We start from the raw sequence: 18,740 nt of genomic DNA, 5'->3' as shown, positions 1-18,740 counted from the left end.
TGCCGCGCGCGGTTCAATATTCATTCGCCGTTCATCGACATCGCGCGCACGCGCGAGTGTGTGCGCCGCCGTCCCGTCAGTTCACTTGCTGCATAAAACCGTCGAAGTACGCAGCAAGCGCAGCAAAATGATCGAGCGGCAGCACGGTCGCGACATACTGATCCGGCCTCACCAGGACCATGCAGCCAGCCTTACGATCGATACCGCGCATCGCGAAAACGTCTTGGCCATTCTTGGGGTCCGGACAGAACATTTTCTCGTAGTCGATCAGGCCGTACCGGCCCTTGCGCGGAAGCAACAGCGCGGGCATCGCCTCGACGGCGAGCTCGCGATGATCCTGCTGGAAGACCGCCCGCAGGTCGATCACGCTGTCGATGTCGGCGGCCACGGGCGTGTAACGCCGGACCGGCGACTCCCGCGCCTCGGAGAGAAAATTGCACAATGCGCGTATAGCCGAGCCGGCTGTTGCCGGATTCTCAGCGCTGGAGAAAGCGTAGATGCGAAAGCGGCCATCCGCGGACGCTGCGTGACCGAGATGCACCGGCTTGGCATCCGCAAGCCGGATCACGGGTGCGGAATGAAAGCGCGTGCCGATGACGAGGCCTTGCGCGAGCTGCTGGTGGGACGTCGCTCCGGTCAGAACCGACGGGCGGTAATGCGTCGCCGTGCCCGCGGTGTAGCGACCGTGCCTGACGAAATAGTCCTGCGTCCTGGCGGCATCGGCGCCGCCGGCCTTGGCGGCGGACGCAAGAATCCCAGCCCATTCGCGGTCGAAATCGATCAGCTCTTTCGCAACGGCCTGGCGCTCGGCCGAATAGGAATGCAGCAGGATTGGCGCAGACTGCTTCCGCAAAACGGCAGCGAGCTTCCAGCCGAGATTGAAGGCGTCTTGCATCGAGACGTTCATGCCCTGCCCCGCCTTCGGGCTGTGGGTGTGGCAGGCATCGCCGGCGATGAAGATCCGCGGCAGACGCCTAGCGATCTCGGTCCCCGGCACGTCGTCGAACTTGTCGGTCAGTCGCTGGCCGATCTCGTAGACCGACCACCACGCGATCTCCTTCACATCCAGCGTGTGCGGCTCGAGGATCCGCTGCGCCTTCGCGATCACGTCATCGGCGGTGATGTTGCGATTGGCGACGCGCTCGCCGATGTCGAGCTTGGCGAGCTCGACATAGAGGCGGACCATGTAACCGCCCTCGCGCGGAATGATCAGCAGGCTGCCGTCCTTCGCCGACTGGATCAGGGCCTTGAAGCGGATGTCCGGAAAATCGGTCACCGCCAGCACGTCCATCACGCCCCAGGCATGATTGGCGGAATCGCCGAGCAACTCGCGGCCGATCGATTTGCGCACTGTGCTGCGGGCGCCGTCGCAGCCGACGACGTAGCGCGCCTTGATCGTCTCTATCTTGCCCTCGTTCTCGGCATCGAGCCGTTCGAGCCGCGCCGTCACGGCATGGTCGGCGGGACCCGCGGCCGGATCGACCTGAAGGTCGAGCAGGCGCCGGCCGTAATGGGGCTCGAGGCTGGCGGGCGCTTTGCGCATGACGTCGAGAAAACCGTCATGAATGCGCGCCTGGTTGAGAATGACGTGCGGGAATTCCGACAAGCCGTCCTCGACGTCCTGCACCCGGCCGCTGCGGACGATATGTTCTGGCAGCCGCTCGTCCGGCTTCCAGAATGTCGTCTCGTTCACCCAACAGGCTTCCTTGAGGACGCGCTCGCTGAATCCGAAGGCGTGGAACATCTCCATGGTGCGGCATGCGATGCCGTCGGCCTGCCCGACCAGCAAGCGGTCCGGCTTCTGCTCGACGATGCAGGTCTTGATGTCATCAAACTGCGCAAGCTGGGCCGCAAGCGTCAGGCCCGCAGGACCACAGCCGACGATGAGGACATCGACCTCTTCAGGCACGGCGCCCGTTGCGCCAGAAGGCTGAATGCGCGCGGCGGGATCTGCGATTTCAGGGTCGCCCGGCTGAAATCCATTGAGATGGAATTGCATGAGCACCTCTCCCGCCGATGTTCTGTTTGGATATTGCTCAGTATGCTGACTATCAGTATACTTGTCAACGATCCCGGCCGTCCTACCCCAACGGAGAAATTCGGTGAAAGACAACAACGACATGCCCGGACATCTGGCGCGCCGTTTCCAGCAGATCGCGGTCGCGGTGTTTCTGGCCGAGGTCGAGGATGCCGGCTTCGACCTCACGCCGGTGCAATACGCCGCGCTCGCGACCATCAAGGCCAATCCGGGGCTCGACCAGGTGACGCTCGCAGGATTGATTGCCTACGACCGCACCACCATCACCGGCGTGATCGACCGCCTCGTGCAGAAGGGGCTCGCGGAGCGCCGCGCCTCGCGCCGCGACCGTCGTGCCCGCGAGCTCGAGATCACCGACGAAGGCCGCCGCACCCTGCGCAAGATCACGCCGGCCGTCGAATCCGCGCAACGCATCATGTTGCGTGGCCTCAGCGCGAAGGAAGGTGAGGATCTGATGCGGCTGTTGCACAAGGCCATTGCCGCCGGTAACGAGCTCAGCCGCGCCCCGTTACGCGAGGTGCAGGCATAGAGCGTTTTCGAGCGAAGGGGCACCGCTTCGCGTCAAGAAAGCGCGCCACGACAGAATGCCCCGTAATTCTACCCCTCATTGTCGCAGTATCGCGAAACCAGGAACTAACCTTCGGCTGTTACGGTCGGCGGCATTCGGCGTTTAACGCGCGATTAACTTTGCCGGTCTGGAGTTTCGGATGTTCAGGTTCCTCATTGCGGCGGCGGCGATCGCGCTCTCGGCCGCTCCGGCGCTCGCGAATGGCCATGGCGGCGGCGATGCCCCTCCTCCGCCGAAGCCCGCGACCTCACCGGCGAAAGTGATCCTGACCAAGCAGGGCCCCACGCTCGTCGACCTCAACGGCATGACGCTCTACTATTACGAGCGCGATACCACGGGCAAGACGTCGAACTGCAACGGGAAATGCGTCGAGAGCTGGATTCCGCTCTCCGCAACAGCCGATGCCAAGGCGATCGGCGATTTCACCGTGATCAACCGCAACGACGGCAGCAAGATGTGGGCATATCGTTATCGTCCGCTCTACACCTCGCCGGCAGACAAGGCGCCGGGCGAGGCCAACGGCAATGCCACGACGCTGCAATGGCGCATCGCCCGTCCCGAGAACTAGGGCGACCTCACCCGCGCCAGCTGGGCCGCGCCTCGACCTGCGCGTTCTGTCCGGGCGGCAGCACCACGACCATTGAATTGAGCTTCACGCGGTCATAGAGATCGATCACGTCCTCGTTGCGCATCCGGATGCATCCGGACGAGATCGCCTGCCCGATATATTCCGGCTGGTTGGTGCCGTGGATGCGGTAGAGCGTGTCCTTGTTGCCGGCATAGAGATAGATGCCCCGCGCGCCGAGCGGATTGGCGGGACCGCCGGGCACGCGCGCCGGATAGGGTCCGAGCCGCGCCTGGATGTCCGCCGTCGGAACCCAGTCCGGCCATTCCGCCAGACGACCGACCCGCGCGACCCCGGAGAACGCCATGGCTTCCTCGCCGACCGCAACGCCGTAGCGGATCGCCTTGCCTTCGGGCAGCACGAAATAGAGATAGCGCGCATCGGTATCGACCAGGATCGTGCCCGGCTGCTCCTTGCGCGGATAATCGACGATGTGACGGAGATATTGCTCGGGCACGTTCGCCTGCGCGTACGGCGTATGCGCCAGCAACTGCCGGTCGCGCGGCGTCATGCTCGCATCTGTCGATGGCGAAAGCGTTGTCTGCATGCAGCCGCCCAACGGAAGCATGGCAAGGACGAATAGAACGAATAAGGATCTTGGCACCGCCGGCCCCGATAGCGATAGCAGCACCCCCAGCAACACCAGATGCTGCCAAAATCGTGCTGAAAACAAGGCATAGCGGAACTATTGCGCGTGTTTGATCAACCGGGTTCCATCACCACAAACGGCGCAAGAGCGTCGCACAGTCTCCATCCCCTCGCCTTGCTTTGGTCAAACCCGGCTGGACTCGTGCGTCATGTGCTCGGGCCTCGGGGAATTGGATGGGCTCACCTCACGGATCTGCTCGCGCGAATGCGGACGGCCAACGCTTCAACTACTCAACAACTGGGCTTCAAAACACCCAGGCTTCAAAGGAGCTGCGATGCTCGCGACGCTGAACTCTCGGCAAATCGTCGATGAGATCGTGAAGGACACGGTCACGAACAACGACCCGCACGACGCCGTGCAGATTTCGCCTGACATTGTGCTGGCCTCGCGCCCTCTCAGCGTCGCGCCCGCGCTCGCGCCTGAGATTACGGCCCGTCCGGAGGCCAAGATAGATCCGGCGTTCACGCTGAAGTCCAGAACGAATCCGGAGCCGAAGTTCAGTCCCCTCGTGGAGCCGCAGGCGGCAGCGCCCTCGGTCGACACCGCCGTGCGCGTCGCGGCCAGTGACGGTCTCAGCCGGCAGAAGCGCTCCTCAGCCGGCAAATGGCTGCGCGGCGCGTTCGTCACGATGCTGTTTGCGGGCGGAAGCGCGGCCGCCACTGTCGCCTGGGAGAAACATGGCGACACCGCAAGACAGATGCTCGCCGAATGGACCCCGGCATTGTCGTCGCTGCTGCCGTCGACCTCGCACACGGCACCGGTCGCCGCCGCACAAGCCGCGGCGCCTGCGGACCAGGCTGCAACGGATCAAGCCGCAACGGACCAAGCAACCGATCAATCTGCGGCTCCGCCCGCAACCCAGCTTGCAGCAGCGGTGCCCGCGGCAGCACAATCCGATCCTGTACAATCGGTGCAGTCGATGACGCGCGATCTCGCCGCGATGGCGCAACAGATCGAGCAGCTCAAGGCCAACATCGCCGAGTTGAAGGCCGGGCAGGAGCAGATGGCACGCGAGATGGCGAAGCCACCCGCGCCGAAGCCGGTGGCCGATGCCAAGCCGCGCATCGATCCGCGCGCGCAAATGTCTGCGCTGCCGCCGCGACCCGCGGCGCCGCCGGTTCGCAAGCCCAAGCCGGTCGTGTCGCACACCTACATGCCGGCTTATTCGCCCGCGCCGCTCGCTCCGCCGCCGCCTTCGCAGGCTGCCGCAGTCCCACCGCCAGCTGCCATGACGACGCAAGCCGTTGCCGACGACGACGGACCTGTCGTACGCCCGCCAATGCCGCTGCGCTGAACGATCGTCACGCGATGACACGAAAGCGTCGCGCCAGCGATGCTGTCCGAGTCGATATGATGCGTTGACTCCGGATGACTACGGGACGCGGCGCTTCGATCGTTCTCGATCAAGAGAAAAGGCCGTCGGGATTTATGCCGGCGGCCTTCTCTTGCAGCTGCCGGTTCCCGGAGCCCGGTTCTGCTGCAATTCCATGCCTCATGATCACGCCGACATATTTAATAAAATCTTAACACGCTTGAATGCTGCACATCATTTCTGCGCCATAAGCACAGAGATTGCGCGCGCCGTTCATTCGATAAACATCGACTCAGTGGTACCATCTATCATGTGTTGAAACGTCCACCCGAAGCTCAATTCGTCACACCGGGGAATTCGGATGCCCTACTATTCCTTCGATCTCGTGGTTGGTGAAGAGTTCAAGAACCAGGGCGGCATCATCCTCGAAGACATCGAGGTCGCCTCCGATCGCGCCGTTCAACTGGCCACCGAGCTGTCGCAGGTGAAGCCCGAGCTGCAAAGCAAGGGTTGCGCTGTGCGCGTCACCGACCGCGATCACAAAGAGGTCTATCGCACGCCGCTCGATCCGGTGCCGGCCTGGCGGCGCTAGCCCGCGGGCCGTCTTCGCAGCCGCACGCTATCCCCATTGCGGAGCGGCGCGGCAGCCGCTAGCCTTCCCGAAAATTCGGGGAGGTACCAAGGATGCGCACTGGTTTTCTGATGGCGGCCCTGTTGCTGCTGGCGGCGCCGGCCCAAGCGGCCGACCATCCACGTTCGACCTATGTCACTTTGGTCTTGCAGGCCTTCGCCGCCAAGGTCGAATGTCCCGGCACGGATGTCGTCTACCAGGATCTGGTGCAGAAGGCGGAGCAGATGCAGCTGCCCGAAGGCACCACCGAGAAGGTCCGCAAGGCAATCGCGTGGATGCACACCGGCGGCAAATTGGGCGAGAAGCAGGACGACGATCTGATGGCCGAGGTCGCGGTGGCCACCCAGGCGACCGACCTCAACCAACGCCGCCTCGGCATGCCCAGCTGGTGCGAGGCCCAGAAGACCAACCTCGCCGGCCTGATCCGCAGCAAGGGCGGCTAGCGTTGTCGCGCGGCGTTAAGCACGCCGCGCCGGAACTTTTGCTTCGGCCAATAATCGTCACAATCCTCGCCAGCATGCGGCTCTCTTCGAATTCGAACAAGGGAGCCCCATGCGGATCAACCATGTCCTTCTCGCCGTGGCGTTTGCCGTCGCTACGATCCTGACTGCGCCCGTGCTGGCGAAGAATTCCGACGCCCAGAAGGGTGAGGACAAATCGACCTCGTCGTCATCGTGCAGCGCTTATCAGCAGGCGCCGGACGGCTCGTGGGAGCCGCTGCCCTGCAAGGAAACGGGCGAGCGCTCCCAGCCGCAGACGCAGCATCGTACGTCGCCGCAGGGCGCCGACCGCGGGGAGCGTTGAACGCGCGGGAGTGTCAGCTCTGGTGCGGACCGCGAATGATCTTCATCGCGTCGGCGAGGTGACGCCACTCTTTGGCCTCATCGGCCTCGCCGCGGCCCTCGCAAGCCCTGGCCTGTTCCGCGGCCTTCGCGATCGCCGCAAAACCGTGCTGTTCCAACATCTGGCGCGCGACGGTGTGGACCTGGACCTCGGTCATCATGGGCGTTCTCCCGTTTGACGAAACCGCGGTGCATCGCGCCGCCGCGGGTTGTTCACAACGATTGAGCCCCGGACCTCGTTCCGTAGCGTTCACTCGACGCGCAAAAGGCGGCCCGCTATGCCCAGCGGACCGCCTTATCACCCACCCCAAATCGAAGCGTCCCGGCCGAGGTCCCTACCCGACCGCCACGCGCTTGCGCTCGAAATCGTTGGGCACCTCGATATCGACCTCGAGGGTCGAGACCTCGTCGCCGCGATCGAGCCGGACGATGACCTTGGTCGGGTCCAGCGTGACGTGCCTGGAGACGACCGCGAGAATTTCCTCACGCAGCACACCGAGCAGATCGGGCTGGCCGCGCAGTCCGCGTTCATGGGCAAGCAGGATCTGCAACCGTTCGCGCGCGACGGGTGCAGAGGCCTTGTTGCCGCGGAGAAGCCGAAGCAAACCCATGCTCATGCGGCCCTCCTTCGCAGCAGGCGGTCCATGAAGCCCTTGCGCTCGGTCGGCACCTGCATCGGCACGGTGTCGCCGCACAGCCGCCGCGCCGCGTCGATATAGGCCCGCGCCGGAGCACCTTCCGCGTTCGACAGCGTCACCGGCGTGCCGACATTGGAGGCGCGCAGCACGTCCTGGCTCTCCGGGATGATGCCGAGCAAGGGCGTTGCGAGGATCTCGAGGATGTCCTCGATGGTTAGCATCTCGCCGCGCGCGGCGCGCGAGGGATCATAGCGGGTGATGAGAATGTGCTTCTCGACCCGCTCGCCCTTCTCGGCCCGCACCGTCTTGGAATCGAGCATGCCGATGATGCGATCGGAATCGCGCACCGAGGAGACTTCCGGATTGGTGACGATCACGGCCTCGTCGGCAAAGCGCATCGCCATGGAGGCGCCGCGCTCGATGCCGGCAGGGCTGTCGCAGATCACCCAGTCGAAACGGCTGCGCAGATCGTCGATGACCTTGCCCACGCCCTCTTCGGTCAGCGCGTCCTTGTCGCGGGTTTGCGAGGCCGGCAGCAGCCAGAGGTTCTCCAGCCGCTTGTCCTTGATAAGGGCCTGCGGCAGCTTTGCGACGCCCTGCACCACGTTGATGAGGTCGAACACGACGCGGCGTTCGGCCCCCATCACGAGGTCGAGGTTGCGCAAGCCGACGTCGAAATCGACGACCACGACCTTTTCGCCGCGTTGCGCGAGCGCAGCTCCCAGCGCGGCGGTCGTCGTGGTCTTGCCGACGCCCCCCTTGCCTGACGTCACGACCAGTACCTTGGCCATCTCTCAAATCTCCTTCTGGTCAGTTCAGCGCAGTAATTCGCATGGTGTTGCCCTGGAGCCAGGCCTGAGCCGGCTTGCCGCGCAGGGCCGCGTCGATATCGTCGGCGGTCTGGTAAAAACCATCGATTGCAAGCAGTTCGGCCTCGATCTTCTGACAATAGATGCGTGCGCTCGTGTGACCGTTCACGCCTGCCATGGCACGGCCGCGCAGCGCGCCGTAGATGTGAATGGAGCCGCCGGCAACGACCTCGGCGCCGGAGCCCACAGAACCCAAAATGGTGACGTCGCCTTCGGGGAAGATCACGGTCTGGCCGGAGCGCACGGGGCTTTCGAGCAGCAGCGAAGTCGGCTTGGTCTCGACCTTTGCCTCAACCTTCTTGGGTGCACTCGGCTCGACCACGCAGCTCCGCCCGCCTGACAGCAGCGGCGGCATCATGGGGGTCAGCCGGCCCTCCTCCACGCCCTCGATCCCGAGCACGCGGATGTTGCGGTCCTGAAGGCTGGTGAGCAGATGGCCGATGCCGGACTGGCTGAGATCGACCGAGGACAGGTCGATCACCACGGGGCGGCCGGCGAAGAAGCCCGGCGAGCGCGCGATGGTGGTGTCGATCTCCTGCAGCCAGTCCTGGATGGGAACCGTCGGCACGAACACGAAGGCCACATAGGAGCGCCCGCGCAGGCGAACCATTTGGCGTTGAGGTTTTACTGCAGCCTCCATAGCGGCCGACTCGTTCCCTGTTATTGAATGGTTAACGATGCCGCCGATATGGTTAATGGCTGGTTAATTTCTCCGTGCGGTTACGTGAGTGGTGGGCCGCGATGAGCCGGCGGGCATTGGGCGAGCGTCAGGCAGACGCTCTCGCCCAACGCACTGCTGTCATCGCCCGCGAAGGCGGGCGATCCAGTACTCCGAGACGGTAGTGGGCAATCGACAGGCGGCGGCGTACTGGATGCCCCGCCTGCGCGGGGCATGACAGCGACATGCGGGGCGAGCGCTTGCCCCCCTACTTCTTCACCTTGCTCGCATCCATCTTGATGGTCGGATCGAGCATCTTGGTCGTGAACGCCGTTGTGACGTCGAACGGCTTCTCCATGCCGAGATAGGTCTGGACCAGATCGTAGTCCTTCTTCATCCGCTCGCCGTCGATCCAGCCGAGCGCCTTCGTCGTCGTGAATTCGTCCGTCATCAGGAACTTGATGCGCTCCCACTGGCGCTCCTGGTTCTCCTTGTCGAGACCGGAGACCTGGTCGAGCAGCGCCTTCAGGCAGGGCGCGGCGTCGGCAACGCAAGTCGCGAACGCCTTTTGCGTGACGCGGACGAACTCCTCGACCAGTTTCGGGTTCTTCTGCAGATAGCCGCCGTTGACGATCAGCGAATTGCCGTAAGGATTGAGCCCGATGTCCTTCCAGTTGACGTAGCCGAGATCGGCTCCGAACTCGATCACCTTCAAATCGTGCTCGTTGTAGAAGTCGCTGATGATGTCGACGGTATGGCTCTTCAGCGCGGCGATCTTCGCCGTCGGTCCGACATTGACGAAGCCGACGGAGTCGGGGGCAAGCCCTGCAGCCTTTGCGAAGGCCGGCCACATCACGCGCGAGGCGTCCCCGGGCGGATTGCCGATCTTGTGGCCGGCAAAATCCTTCACCCCGTTCACGCCGTAGCTCTTCAGCCAGTAGAAGGTCTGGCCGGTGTTGGCGTAGACGCTCATCACGGCAACGGCGTCAGCCCCCTTGCTCTTCGCCACCAGCATGGTGGCAAGATCGGCGACGCCGAAGGGCGAGCCCCCGGAGCCGACCTTGGCGGCGGAGACACCGGAGCCCTTGCCGACCTCGATGGTCAGATCGATGCCCGCCTTCTCGTACCAGCCTTGCGCCTTGGCGTAATAATACGGCGAGTGATCGGCCGTCGGTGCCCAGTTCAGGATCAGATTGACCGCCTCGCCCGCGGTCGCCGGCACGACTGGTAATCCGAGCATCAGGGCCACAGCCAGGGCCGAGCCCGCCGCCTGCAAACGCTTCATCGCATCTCTCCTCGTTGCCCGCGACCGGCTTGTCGCTCTCCCCCTGTGAGGATACCAATGCAACAAGGCCGCCCTCAACTTGTCAACTGTTTGGTTGGAAATGCCCGCAAAACGTTCAGGCGACACCGTGCCGCAGCGGCGCGACCCGGTCGCAACCCGCAGGAAGCTGCTCACCGCGGCGCGCGAGGAGTTCGCCCGGCACGGCTTTGCCGGTGCCCGCGTCGACGAGATCGCGGAGCGCGCCGGCGTCAACAAGCAACTCGTCTACCATTATTTCGGCGACAAGGACGCGCTCTATCTTGCCGTGCTCGAATGGGTTTACGCCGATATTCGCGAGCAAGAGCGCCAGCTCAATCTCGAAGGTCTGCCGCCGGAGAAGGCGATCCGGAAACTGATCGAGGCCTCGTTCGATTACCTTGCGGCAAACCCCGATTTTATCGTGCTTCTGAACGACGAGAACCGCGGCGGCGCCCGCCACGTCCGTGGCTCGACGCGGCTGGAGGCGATGCATTCGCCGCTGGTGAAGAGCGTGTCCCACATCCTCCACGAGGGGGTCCGCGCCGGCATGTTCCGCAAGGGGATCGACCCGATCCAGCTCTATATCTCCATCGCGGGCCTCAGCTATTTCTATCTCTCGAACACGCCGACGCTATCGGCGATCTTCGGCAAGGACCTGTCGAGCCGGGCCGCGCGCCGCGCCCGCCGCCGGCACGTCGCCGATCTCGTGCTGCATTCGCTCCGTCCGTAATCAACCAACTGGTTGAAACTTCCCTCAAGGACGGTTAGGCTTCAGACTAGGCGGCAAGGTGGCCGGCGGCAACAGGGAGCAACCGGTGACAGGAGACGGCGCCCGCAATACGCGCAGCTTTGCGATCGTCCTGATCGTGCACCTCGCCGTGCTCGTGCTGTGGCAGGTCCTGGTCGATGCCTTCCACGTGCCGAAGTTCATCCTGCCCTCGCCGCTCGCGACAATCCAGACGCTGGGAACCGCGAGCTACGCCTGGGGCGCCAATACGCTGGTGACGGCGATCGAGATCCTCGGCGGCTTTGCGCTCGGCGCATTTGTCGGCGTGGCGCTGGCCGTCATCTTCAGCTGGGCGCCGCTGATCAGCCTCGTGCTGCTGCCGCTGTTCGTGACGCTGAACATGATCCCGAAGGTCGCGCTCGGCCCGCTCCTCATCGTCTGGTTCTCCTACGGCATCGTGCCGAACATCCTGATCGCCTTCAGCATCTGTTTCTTTCCGATCCTGCTCACCACCGCGCGGGGCTTGCGCGAGGTCGAGCCGGATCTGCTCGATCTGGTCAAATCGCTGCGCGGCTCGCGCTGGACGCTATTCCGCAAGATCCAGCTGCCGGGATCGCTGCCTTACATCTTCTCCGGCATGAAGGTCGGCGCCATCCTCGCGGTGGCCGGCGCCATCGTCGGCGAGTTCATCGCCTCCGAGCGCGGGCTCGGCTACCTCATGATCCAGGTGCAGTCGTCGCTCGACACGCCCGCGATGGTGATGGCTGTTGTGCTGCTGACGCTGCTCGGCGTCGCGCTTTACGGCTTCGTGCTCGTCCTCGAACGCATGTTCGTGGTCGGTGACGCAACACCGACTTGAACGGCAAAGCCAAGACCAAGGACCACAACCATGCTCCTCACCCGCCAGACACTGCCGAAGACCATCCCCGATATCGCCGCGCTAGACGATCTGCTGTGCCAGCCGACGCAGGCATTGGTCGACGACCTCGCCAGGGTTGATGGCGACATCATGATCCTCGGCGTCGCCGGCAAGATGGGGCCGACGCTGGCGGGGCTCGCCAAAGCCGCAGCACCCGATCGCCGCATCATCGGCGTCGCCCGCTTCAGCGACGCCGGCGTCAAGGACTGGCTGCACGCGCGTGGCGTCGAGACCATCAATTGCGATTTGATGGACGAAGCAGCGATTCAGGCGCTGCCGAAGGCGCCCAACATCGTCTTCATGGCCGGCCGCAAATTCGGCGCGGAGGGCGACCTCTCGCTGACCTGGGCGATGAATGCGCACGTGCCGGCGCTGGTCGCACAGGCCTTCCCGTCGTCGCGGATCGTGGCGTTCTCGACCGGCTGCATCTATCCCTTCGTCCCCGTCGACGGCAAAGGCTCGCGCGAGGACATGGCGCCGAACCCGCCCGGCGAGTACGCCCAGTCCTGCGTCGGCCGCGAGCGCATGTTCGAGTATTTTTCGCGCAAGTTCGGAACGCCCGGGCGGCTGTTCCGCCTCAACTACGCGATCGACATGCGCTATGGCGTGCTCCACGACATCGCATCGAAAGTGCTCACGGGCACGCCGATCGACGTCAGCATCGGCCATGTCAATTTCATCTGGCAAGGCGATGCCTCGTCCCAGGCGCTGCGCTGTCTCGGGCATTGCACGACGCCGACCTCGCCAGTCAATGTCAGCGGCCACGAGATTTTGTCGGTACGCGACCTCGCAGCAAGATTCGGCACCAGGTTCGGCCGCGCCCCGGTGCTGACAGGAAACGAACAGCCGACGGCGTGGCTGACCGACACGTCCAAGGCCGTCGAGCTGTTCGGCCTGCCGGTCGTCGACACCGAGCAGCTGATCGCCTGGACCGCGGATTGGGTGTCCCGCGCCATGCCGAGCCTCGGCAAGCCCACCAAATACGAGGTGCGCGATGGACGCTACTGACGATCCGGCCATCATCAAGCTCGGCGTCGACGATGCGACCGCCGGGCTCGTGCTGTCGACGGAAGCGCACTGGAATCAGACCGAGGAGGACTGGCGTATCTTCCTGCACGATGGAATCGTGTTCGGCATCCGCGACGGCCGACGGCTGGTGGCAACCGCGGCCCTGCTGCCCTACTCCGGCAAAAACGCCTGGATCAGCATGGTGCTGGTATCAGGCACCCATCGCCGCCGCGGCATTGCAACGCGCCTCGTCGATGCCTGCCTGGAAACCGCTCGCAGGAACGGCCTGACGAGCTGGCTCGACGCAACACCCGACGGTGCTGCCGTCTATGGACCGCTCGGGTTCACGCCGACGCTGCAATTGCGCCGTCTCAAGCTGGTGAAATCCGCGTTCGCGTTCGCGCAGCCACCTTCATCCGCGACGCTCGACGCGCTCTGCGCGCGTGACCGGCGGGCTACGGGCCTCGATCGAACCGCCCTGCTCTCCAACTTCGCTCAGCGTCCCAGCTCACGCATCGTCGCCGCGAACGGCGCCATCGCGCTGGTTCGCGACGGACGCACCGCGCGCCATATCGGCCCGCTGTTTGCCGACGACACGGCAGCCGCGCTGACCCTCGTCGAGGCAATCGCGCGATCGGAGACCGGGCCGCTGCTCCTCGACGCCGTCGCGTCGCAAGCCGCGTTCCCTGAAGGATTGACCGCATCGGGCTGGAGCATCGAACGGCCGTTCCAGCGCATGCGGTTCGGCCCCGCCACTGCCGCCGGTGAAGACATGCCATTCGCCGTCGCCGGCCCTGAATTCGGATAGGACATCATGCACCACAGCCAAATCAACAGCGAGATCCGCAAGCTGATCGCCGACGGCACCGTGCTGCCGGCGCATCCCCTCGCGCTCACCGCTGAACGCCAGCTCGACAAGAAGCATCAGCGCGCGCTGGCGCGCTATTACATCGACGCCGGCTCCGGCGGCCTTGCAGTCGGCGTGCACACCACGCAGTTTGCGATCCGCGATGTCGGCCTCTATCGTCCCGTGCTCGAGCTCGCCGCCGAAACTGCGGCGAACTGGACCAAGCGTCCGCTGGCGCTGGTCGCGGGCCTCGCCGGTCCGACCAGGCAGGCCACCACTGAAGCTCGCACCGCGCGCGACATCGGCTACCACGCAGGGCTCCTCAGTCTCGCTGCGATGAAGAGCGCATCCGAAGACGAGATCATCGCGCATTGCACAGCGGTCGCAGCCGAGATTCCGCTGGTAGGCTTCTATCTTCAGCCGGCAGTCGGCGGCGTGGTCCTGTCGAGCCGGTTCTGGCAGCGCTTTGCCTCGATCGACAATGTCATCGCGATCAAGATCGCGCCGTTCAACCGCTACAGGACCCTTGATGTTCTGCGCGGCGTCGCGGCGGCCGGCGCGCTCGACCGCGTCGCGATCTACACCGGCAATGATGATCACATCCTGCTCGATTTGATGCTGCCGTTCGATCTGCGCGACAACGGCGTCACCACGCGGACCTACTTCAAGGGCGGTCTGCTCGGCCACTGGTCGGTGTGGACGGCGAGCGCGATCAAACAGTTCGAGCGCTGCAAGGCGGCACGGCACAAGGACAGCGTCCCGGCCGAACTGCTCGCGCTCGATGCCCGCGTCACCGATTGCAACAGCGCCTTCTTCGACGTCGCCAACGATTTTCACGGTTGCATCGCCGGCTGCCATGAGGTGCTGCGACGGCAGGGCCTGATGCAGGGCCTATGGTGCCTCGATCCGAACGAGGGCCTGAGCCCCGGCCAGAAGGATGAGATCGACCGCGTCACTCGCGAGCATACAGATCTCAGCGACGATGCCTTCGTGGCCGCAAACTTGAACAAATGGCTGGCATGAGCTCAACCCCCTTCATCAGCCTGCACGGCGTCCGCAAGGTCTATCGCAGCGGCGGAGCCGAATTCCTCGCGGTGTCCGACGTCACCATGGACGTGCAGGAGGGCGAGTTGGTCTCGCTGGTCGGCCCGTCCGGCTGCGGCAAGACAACGGTGATGAAGATCTTGGCCGGCCTGCACGACGCCGACGGCGGCACGGTGAAGATCGGCAACACGAAAAGCCCGTTCGATCCGACCCGCGACATCGGCATGGTGTTCCAGCAGGCGCTGCTGCTGAAATGGCGGACCATCCTGGACAACGTGCTGCTGCCGGCGGAGATCGTCGGCCTTCCCATGAAGGCCGCGCGCGAGCGGGCGCGCGATCTGCTCAATCTGGTGGGACTTGCCGGCTATGAGCAGAAATATCCGCGAGAGCTGTCAGGCGGCATGCAGCAGCGCACCGCCATCGCGCGCGCCTTCATTCACGACCCGAAACTGATCCTGATGGACGAGCCGTTCGGCGCGCTCGACGCCTTGACGCGCGAGCAGATGAATCTGGAGATGCTGCGGATCTGGCGCGAGAGCGGCAAGACCATCATCTTCATCACGCACTCGATTCAGGAGGCCGTGTTCCTGTCCTCGCACTGCGCCGTGCTGACCGCCGGCCCGGCGAAGATGGCCGATTATTTCCCGATCGATCTGCCCTTCCCGCGGGCTCTGCCGCTGAAGACGACGGACGCGTTCGGCGCCTATGCACGGCGCATTTACGAGAAGCTGGGTTTGGGCGCGGCTTAATTCACCGCACGATAGATGCTGTAGGGTGGGCAAAGCGAAGCGTGCCCACCATGGCGAGTCGAGCAAGCAGTGGTGGGCACGGCGCAAGTGCGCCTTTGCCCACCCTGCGGGAGTTTGCGCGATCAGGTCTTGTTGCGCATCTTGCCGAGCAGATAATTGTCGTAAAAATTCTCCGCAATCTGCGTGTAGAACAGCAGCTCTTTCATATAGGCGTCGTGGCTTTCCTTGGTGCGCTTGAAGAGGTCGCTCTTGGTGGCGAGGTCGTTCAGATGCTCCTGGGTCGCGGCGTAGCAGGCCTCCAGCACCGGCTGCGGAAAAGCCTTCAGCTCCGCGCCATTGGCGATCAGCCGCTTCAGCGCCGCCGGATTGACGCTGTCGTATTTCTCAAGCATCCAGGCGCCCGCGGCCGACGCCGCCTGGTTGACGATCGCCTGGTACTGCTTGGGCAGCGACGCCCACTTCTCGTCGTTGACGATCATGTGCAGCATGGCGCCGCCTTCCCACCAGCCCGGGAAGTAATAGTATTTGGCGACCTTCTGGAAGCCGAGCTTTTCGTCGTCATAGGGGCCGACGAATTCGACCGCGTCGATCGTGCCCTTCTCCAGCGCCGGATAGATGTCGCCGCCCGCGATCTGTTGCGGGACCACGCCGAGCCGCGCCAGCACATGACCGCCCATGCCGGCGATGCGGAATTTCAGGCCCTTGAGATCGTCGACGGTCTTGATCTCCTTGCGGAACCAGCCGCCCATCTGGGTGCCGGAATTGCCGCAGAGGATGGCATGCGCCTTGAACGGCTTCAGCGCCTCGTTGGTGAGGTCGGCGCCGCCGCCGAAATGCCACCAGGACTCCTGATGACGATGGTTCATGCCGAACGGCGCGCCGGTCGCATAGGCCAGCGCCGGCTCCTTGCCGATGTAGAAATAGAGCGGGGTCTGCGCCATGTCGACGGAGGCTGTGCTGACCGCATCGAGCGCCTGCAGGCCGGGGACGAGCTCGCCGGCCGCAAAGGTCTGGATCTGGAATTTGTTGTCGGTGGCCTCGGCAACATATTTCGCAAACGTCTGCGCGGTGCCGTAGATGGTGTCGAGCGACTTCGGGAAGCTCGACGTCAGGCGCCATCTGATCTCGGGCGCGCCTTGCGCGATCGCGGGTGCGGCAACCAGCGTCGTCGCGCCGGCGACCGCGCCGCCCTTGAGAAATGTACGGCGTTTCATGATGGGTCTCTCCCTGAACTACGTTTCAATGTATCGGCTTGAGCGCGATCTTCGCGAGCTATTGCCGTTCCTATAGCGGAATTCAAGTCGTGAGCGGTAGCCCGGATGGAGCGCAGCGCAATCCGGGAATCTCCCCAATATCTGCCGTATCGCTCTCAGAGCAGCTTGGCGCTGACGAACAGCGCGCGCACGGCGTTGGTCGCCTGCACGACGAGCATGGCGTTCTCGGCGGCGCCTTCGAGCGCCGCGACCGCGTCTTCGTGCAGCGAGCGGAATTCCATCCACTCGACCGATTTGAAATTGGTGAGGAATTGATAGGCCTGGCCGACGGTCGCGATCGCCAGCGTGTCGCCGTTCAGCTTGATCTTGAACGTCGTGCGCAGCGGGGTCTCGGAACTTTGCGGATCACTCATGGGCTGCTTCTGGACGATGACGGCTTAACGAAGGGAAAACGGCAGCCCCGCCGCGGCAGGCAAATATCAGGAGCAGATATCAGGACTCAGTGCTCGCGCGCTGCGAGGCGGTCGCCGATGGGGTCAACCTGGGCACCACGACCAGACGGTTGAACTCACCGTTGTCGTAGGCCTTCATGAACCGATCATAGTCCTTGATCGACACGCAACCGTTGGAGTCGCCACGGGGCCCGAGCATGTAATTGTGGGTGAGCAGACCGACGCGGCCGAGCGCGCTGGTGCCTTCGGTAGGCGTCAAGCGCAGTGCGCGGACGCCGTGGAACAGTTTTTCGCGCGGCTTGAGATCGTAGGTCGCGGGCGGGGTCGCGCCAACCATCCGCTGGTCGACGTGCTCCGGGTCGTCCATCAGCGCGCCCATGCCGGAATGCGCTTCGAGCGCGAGGCCGCTCGGCAGGTAGAGCGCCTTGGCCGAGATGTCGTAGACCGCGGTGCGCGAATCGTAACCGAGCGCGGCGAGGTCCGGCGCCTTGCCGAACAGGCCACTGTCGGGCGTCAGCGAGGCCAGCCTGATCTTGTCGGTGAATTTTTCGAAGAAGTTGCGGTTGTCGACCCTGGGGTTGGTCTCCGCGTAAGCCTGGCTCGAGGCGATCTGGGCCGAGATGTCGGCCTGGGGCGGGCGCGAGCGCGGCATCGGGATGGCGTCAGCACGCTGCGATTGTCTCGTCTCCTCCGACATATGCCGGTCGTCGTCGGTCAGGGTCGAGCGCCAGTCGTCGCCCTGGAGCTTCTGGGCAAGCATCGCCTTGGCGTCGCGCAATTTGAGCTGGACTGCACTCACCGCGGAGCGCTCCAGCGTCCGCAAGCCGAGCTCGCGGGCGGGCGGACTGCTGGAAGCAGAAGCGAAACGATCATCGAATGAAGGCGCATTGGACGGCGGCAGCGCGACGGTGACCAGCGAGGCCGAACCGCCGATATCCGCGACCCAGGCGGCGGCGCCCAGTGCCAGCGCGACAGCGGCCAGAGACAGCAATATCGTCTCGGCTCGCCCAATACGGCGGCGCGACAATAGCCTCTCGGCTTGTGCCCGGTCGGAAACCATCAGCTCCCCAAAATCGATCCCCGGGGGGACCCACCCCCACCCGGAGATTCTATACCAGCTACCACATTGGGAGCCAAAAGTTAGGCATAATCGCGGCCGGCAAGGCTCCGGCAAGCCATTCCAGGGTATCCTAAGGTATCCAATGACCGATCCTTTCGACCTCAAACGCTTTGTCCGGGCCCAAGACCCGGTCTACCGCGACATCCAGGGGGAGCTGACCCGGGGCCGAAAGCAGAGCCACTGGATGTGGTTCGTCTTTCCCCAGGTCGCCGGCCTCGGCTTCAGCGCCATGTCGCAGCGCTACGCCATCGCCTCCCGCGCCGAGGCCAAGGCCTATCTCGCCCACCCCATCCTCGGTCCGCGCCTGATCGAATGCACCCGCCTCGTGCTTGCCATCGAGGGTCGAACCATCAACGCCATCCTCGGCGCGCCCGATGACGCCAAATTCCGGTCGTCGATGACGCTGTTCGACGCGGTGTCCAATGAGCCCGTTTTCGACGAGGCGCTCGCCAAATATTTTTCCGGCGAGCGCGACGGCGCTACGCTGGAGATCCTGTCGAAGCTGGATCGGCCGACATAGCGCGTCG

At 64.3% G+C, this 18,740-nt stretch carries 23 protein-coding genes; 13 read left to right on the top strand and 10 right to left on the bottom strand.

The window, feature by feature from the left end; genetic code table 11:
- Positions 1 to 76: 76 nt before the first annotated feature.
- A complete protein-coding gene (locus IVB45_RS16580; protein ID WP_247361326.1) occupies positions 77 to 1,999 on the bottom strand; it encodes an FAD-binding monooxygenase in 1,923 nt (640 codons plus the stop codon).
- A 103-nt stretch (positions 2,000 to 2,102) separates the two neighbouring features.
- On the opposite strand from IVB45_RS16580, the gene IVB45_RS16575 reads away from it, so the two are divergent.
- Both IVB45_RS16575 and IVB45_RS16570 read left to right on the top strand, forming a co-directional pair.
- A complete protein-coding gene (locus IVB45_RS16575; protein WP_027569777.1) occupies positions 2,103 to 2,567 on the top strand; it encodes a MarR family winged helix-turn-helix transcriptional regulator in 465 nt (154 codons plus the stop codon).
- A gap of 178 nt (positions 2,568 to 2,745) precedes the next feature.
- The gene (locus tag IVB45_RS16570) at positions 2,746 to 3,174 is read left to right on the top strand and encodes a hypothetical protein (protein WP_247286284.1); all 429 of its coding nucleotides are present in this window, start codon (positions 2,746 to 2,748) and stop codon (positions 3,172 to 3,174) included.
- Positions 3,175 to 3,181: 7 nt separating this feature from the next.
- Here the strand turns inward: IVB45_RS16570 and IVB45_RS16565 are convergent, their stop codons facing one another.
- Entirely contained in the window at positions 3,182 to 3,799 is a 618-nt protein-coding gene (locus IVB45_RS16565) for a L,D-transpeptidase (RefSeq protein ID WP_063628391.1), read from the bottom strand.
- Between the two features lie 355 nt (positions 3,800 to 4,154).
- Between IVB45_RS16565 and IVB45_RS16560 the strand changes: the two genes are divergently transcribed.
- The 4 genes from IVB45_RS16560 to IVB45_RS16545 all read left to right on the top strand — a co-directional run bounded on the left by IVB45_RS16560 (position 4,155) and on the right by IVB45_RS16545 (position 6,627).
- Positions 4,155 to 5,174: a hypothetical protein gene (locus IVB45_RS16560; protein WP_247361328.1), complete on the top strand. Its 1,020-nt coding sequence runs from the start codon at positions 4,155 to 4,157 to the stop codon at positions 5,172 to 5,174.
- Between the two features lie 379 nt (positions 5,175 to 5,553).
- Positions 5,554 to 5,784, top strand: coding sequence for a hypothetical protein (locus tag IVB45_RS16555; protein ID WP_007591727.1), 231 nt, complete (start codon positions 5,554 to 5,556; stop codon positions 5,782 to 5,784).
- A gap of 92 nt (positions 5,785 to 5,876) precedes the next feature.
- Positions 5,877 to 6,266: a hypothetical protein gene (locus IVB45_RS16550; RefSeq protein WP_247361330.1), complete on the top strand. Its 390-nt coding sequence runs from the start codon at positions 5,877 to 5,879 to the stop codon at positions 6,264 to 6,266.
- A gap of 109 nt (positions 6,267 to 6,375) precedes the next feature.
- Entirely contained in the window at positions 6,376 to 6,627 is a 252-nt protein-coding gene (locus IVB45_RS16545) for a hypothetical protein (RefSeq protein WP_027517633.1), read from the top strand.
- Between the two features lie 13 nt (positions 6,628 to 6,640).
- Here IVB45_RS16545 and IVB45_RS16540 read toward each other — a convergent pair whose 3' ends face one another.
- From IVB45_RS16540 to IVB45_RS16520, 5 genes are all read right to left on the bottom strand, one after another.
- Positions 6,641 to 6,826, bottom strand: a complete 186-nt coding sequence (locus tag IVB45_RS16540) for a hypothetical protein (RefSeq protein ID WP_027517632.1) — start codon at positions 6,824 to 6,826, stop codon at positions 6,641 to 6,643.
- Positions 6,827 to 7,000: 174 nt separating this feature from the next.
- Positions 7,001 to 7,282, bottom strand: coding sequence for a cell division topological specificity factor MinE (gene minE, locus IVB45_RS16535; RefSeq protein WP_247361332.1), 282 nt, complete (start codon positions 7,280 to 7,282; stop codon positions 7,001 to 7,003).
- Positions 7,279 to 8,094, bottom strand: coding sequence for a septum site-determining protein MinD (gene minD, locus IVB45_RS16530; RefSeq protein ID WP_007591740.1), 816 nt, complete (start codon positions 8,092 to 8,094; stop codon positions 7,279 to 7,281). The genes minE and minD overlap by 4 nt, the downstream gene beginning before the upstream one ends.
- Before the next feature lie 19 nt (positions 8,095 to 8,113).
- Positions 8,114 to 8,812 (bottom strand): septum site-determining protein MinC, encoded by a 699-nt coding sequence (gene minC / locus IVB45_RS16525; RefSeq protein WP_027569772.1) that lies wholly within the window; start codon positions 8,810 to 8,812, stop codon positions 8,114 to 8,116.
- Positions 8,813 to 9,098: 286 nt separating this feature from the next.
- Positions 9,099 to 10,115, bottom strand: coding sequence for an ABC transporter substrate-binding protein (locus IVB45_RS16520; RefSeq protein ID WP_027569771.1), 1,017 nt, complete (start codon positions 10,113 to 10,115; stop codon positions 9,099 to 9,101).
- A 100-nt stretch (positions 10,116 to 10,215) separates the two neighbouring features.
- Here IVB45_RS16520 and IVB45_RS16515 point away from each other — a divergent pair, with 100 nt between their 5' ends.
- The 6 genes from IVB45_RS16515 (at position 10,216) to IVB45_RS16490 (ending at position 15,427) form a co-directional block, all read left to right on the top strand.
- Positions 10,216 to 10,863, top strand: coding sequence for a TetR/AcrR family transcriptional regulator (locus IVB45_RS16515; RefSeq protein WP_027569770.1), 648 nt, complete (start codon positions 10,216 to 10,218; stop codon positions 10,861 to 10,863).
- An 85-nt stretch (positions 10,864 to 10,948) separates the two neighbouring features.
- Positions 10,949 to 11,719, top strand: a complete 771-nt coding sequence (locus tag IVB45_RS16510) for an ABC transporter permease (protein ID WP_007609553.1) — start codon at positions 10,949 to 10,951, stop codon at positions 11,717 to 11,719.
- A 30-nt stretch (positions 11,720 to 11,749) separates the two neighbouring features.
- The gene (locus IVB45_RS16505; protein ID WP_247361334.1) at positions 11,750 to 12,787 is read left to right on the top strand and encodes an NAD(P)-dependent oxidoreductase; all 1,038 of its coding nucleotides are present in this window, start codon (positions 11,750 to 11,752) and stop codon (positions 12,785 to 12,787) included.
- Entirely contained in the window at positions 12,774 to 13,595 is an 822-nt protein-coding gene (locus IVB45_RS16500; protein ID WP_247361336.1) for a GNAT family N-acetyltransferase, read from the top strand. Before IVB45_RS16505 ends, IVB45_RS16500 begins: the two co-directional genes overlap by 14 nt.
- A gap of 6 nt (positions 13,596 to 13,601) precedes the next feature.
- Entirely contained in the window at positions 13,602 to 14,657 is a 1,056-nt protein-coding gene (locus IVB45_RS16495; protein ID WP_247361338.1) for a dihydrodipicolinate synthase family protein, read from the top strand.
- Complete coding sequence (locus tag IVB45_RS16490; RefSeq protein WP_247361340.1) at positions 14,645 to 15,427, top strand: ABC transporter ATP-binding protein; 783 nt, start codon at positions 14,645 to 14,647, stop codon at positions 15,425 to 15,427. Before IVB45_RS16495 ends, IVB45_RS16490 begins: the two co-directional genes overlap by 13 nt.
- A 122-nt stretch (positions 15,428 to 15,549) precedes the next feature.
- Here the strand turns inward: IVB45_RS16490 and IVB45_RS16485 are convergent, their stop codons facing one another.
- From IVB45_RS16485 to IVB45_RS16475, 3 genes are all read right to left on the bottom strand, one after another.
- Positions 15,550 to 16,641: a substrate-binding domain-containing protein gene (locus IVB45_RS16485; RefSeq protein WP_247361342.1), complete on the bottom strand. Its 1,092-nt coding sequence runs from the start codon at positions 16,639 to 16,641 to the stop codon at positions 15,550 to 15,552.
- 155 nt (positions 16,642 to 16,796) lie between these two features.
- Positions 16,797 to 17,054, bottom strand: a complete 258-nt coding sequence (locus IVB45_RS16480; protein ID WP_007609546.1) for a hypothetical protein — start codon at positions 17,052 to 17,054, stop codon at positions 16,797 to 16,799.
- 79 nt (positions 17,055 to 17,133) lie between these two features.
- A complete protein-coding gene (locus tag IVB45_RS16475; protein ID WP_247361345.1) occupies positions 17,134 to 18,084 on the bottom strand; it encodes a DUF2778 domain-containing protein in 951 nt (316 codons plus the stop codon).
- A 211-nt stretch (positions 18,085 to 18,295) separates the two neighbouring features.
- On the opposite strand from IVB45_RS16475, the gene IVB45_RS16470 reads away from it, so the two are divergent.
- Entirely contained in the window at positions 18,296 to 18,733 is a 438-nt protein-coding gene (locus IVB45_RS16470) for a DUF1810 domain-containing protein (protein WP_247361347.1), read from the top strand.
- Positions 18,734 to 18,740: the final 7 nt, after the last annotated feature.

Source organism: Bradyrhizobium sp. 4 (assembly GCF_023100905.1).
Taxonomy (GTDB): Bacteria; Pseudomonadota; Alphaproteobacteria; order Rhizobiales; family Xanthobacteraceae; genus Bradyrhizobium.
This window is presented reverse-complemented; position numbering and strand designations above follow the sequence as displayed.

Excerpts from the sequence above, each read along its gene's own strand:
- IVB45_RS16580 (WP_247361326.1), bottom strand. The coding sequence starts at position 1,999 with ATGCAATTCCATCTCAATGGATTTCAGCCGGGCGACCCTGAAATCGCA.
- IVB45_RS16570 (WP_247286284.1), top strand. The coding sequence starts at position 2,746 with ATGTTCAGGTTCCTCATTGCGGCGGCGGCGATCGCGCTCTCGGCCGCT.
- IVB45_RS16565 (WP_063628391.1), bottom strand. The coding sequence starts at position 3,799 with ATGCTTCCGTTGGGCGGCTGCATGCAGACAACGCTTTCGCCATCGACA.
- IVB45_RS16560 (WP_247361328.1), top strand. The coding sequence starts at position 4,155 with ATGCTCGCGACGCTGAACTCTCGGCAAATCGTCGATGAGATCGTGAAG.
- IVB45_RS16555 (WP_007591727.1), top strand. The coding sequence starts at position 5,554 with ATGCCCTACTATTCCTTCGATCTCGTGGTTGGTGAAGAGTTCAAGAAC.
- IVB45_RS16550 (WP_247361330.1), top strand. The coding sequence starts at position 5,877 with ATGCGCACTGGTTTTCTGATGGCGGCCCTGTTGCTGCTGGCGGCGCCG.
- IVB45_RS16545 (WP_027517633.1), top strand. The coding sequence starts at position 6,376 with ATGCGGATCAACCATGTCCTTCTCGCCGTGGCGTTTGCCGTCGCTACG.
- IVB45_RS16540 (WP_027517632.1), bottom strand. The coding sequence starts at position 6,826 with ATGATGACCGAGGTCCAGGTCCACACCGTCGCGCGCCAGATGTTGGAA.
- minE (WP_247361332.1), bottom strand. The coding sequence starts at position 7,282 with ATGAGCATGGGTTTGCTTCGGCTTCTCCGCGGCAACAAGGCCTCTGCA.
- minD (WP_007591740.1), bottom strand. The coding sequence starts at position 8,094 with ATGGCCAAGGTACTGGTCGTGACGTCAGGCAAGGGGGGCGTCGGCAAG.
- minC (WP_027569772.1), bottom strand. The coding sequence starts at position 8,812 with ATGGAGGCTGCAGTAAAACCTCAACGCCAAATGGTTCGCCTGCGCGGG.
- IVB45_RS16520 (WP_027569771.1), bottom strand. The coding sequence starts at position 10,115 with ATGAAGCGTTTGCAGGCGGCGGGCTCGGCCCTGGCTGTGGCCCTGATG.
- IVB45_RS16515 (WP_027569770.1), top strand. The coding sequence starts at position 10,216 with ATGCCCGCAAAACGTTCAGGCGACACCGTGCCGCAGCGGCGCGACCCG.
- IVB45_RS16505 (WP_247361334.1), top strand. The coding sequence starts at position 11,750 with ATGCTCCTCACCCGCCAGACACTGCCGAAGACCATCCCCGATATCGCC.
- IVB45_RS16500 (WP_247361336.1), top strand. The coding sequence starts at position 12,774 with ATGGACGCTACTGACGATCCGGCCATCATCAAGCTCGGCGTCGACGAT.
- IVB45_RS16495 (WP_247361338.1), top strand. The coding sequence starts at position 13,602 with ATGCACCACAGCCAAATCAACAGCGAGATCCGCAAGCTGATCGCCGAC.
- IVB45_RS16490 (WP_247361340.1), top strand. The coding sequence starts at position 14,645 with ATGGCTGGCATGAGCTCAACCCCCTTCATCAGCCTGCACGGCGTCCGC.
- IVB45_RS16485 (WP_247361342.1), bottom strand. The coding sequence starts at position 16,641 with ATGAAACGCCGTACATTTCTCAAGGGCGGCGCGGTCGCCGGCGCGACG.
- IVB45_RS16480 (WP_007609546.1), bottom strand. The coding sequence starts at position 17,054 with ATGAGTGATCCGCAAAGTTCCGAGACCCCGCTGCGCACGACGTTCAAG.
- IVB45_RS16470 (WP_247361347.1), top strand. The coding sequence starts at position 18,296 with ATGACCGATCCTTTCGACCTCAAACGCTTTGTCCGGGCCCAAGACCCG.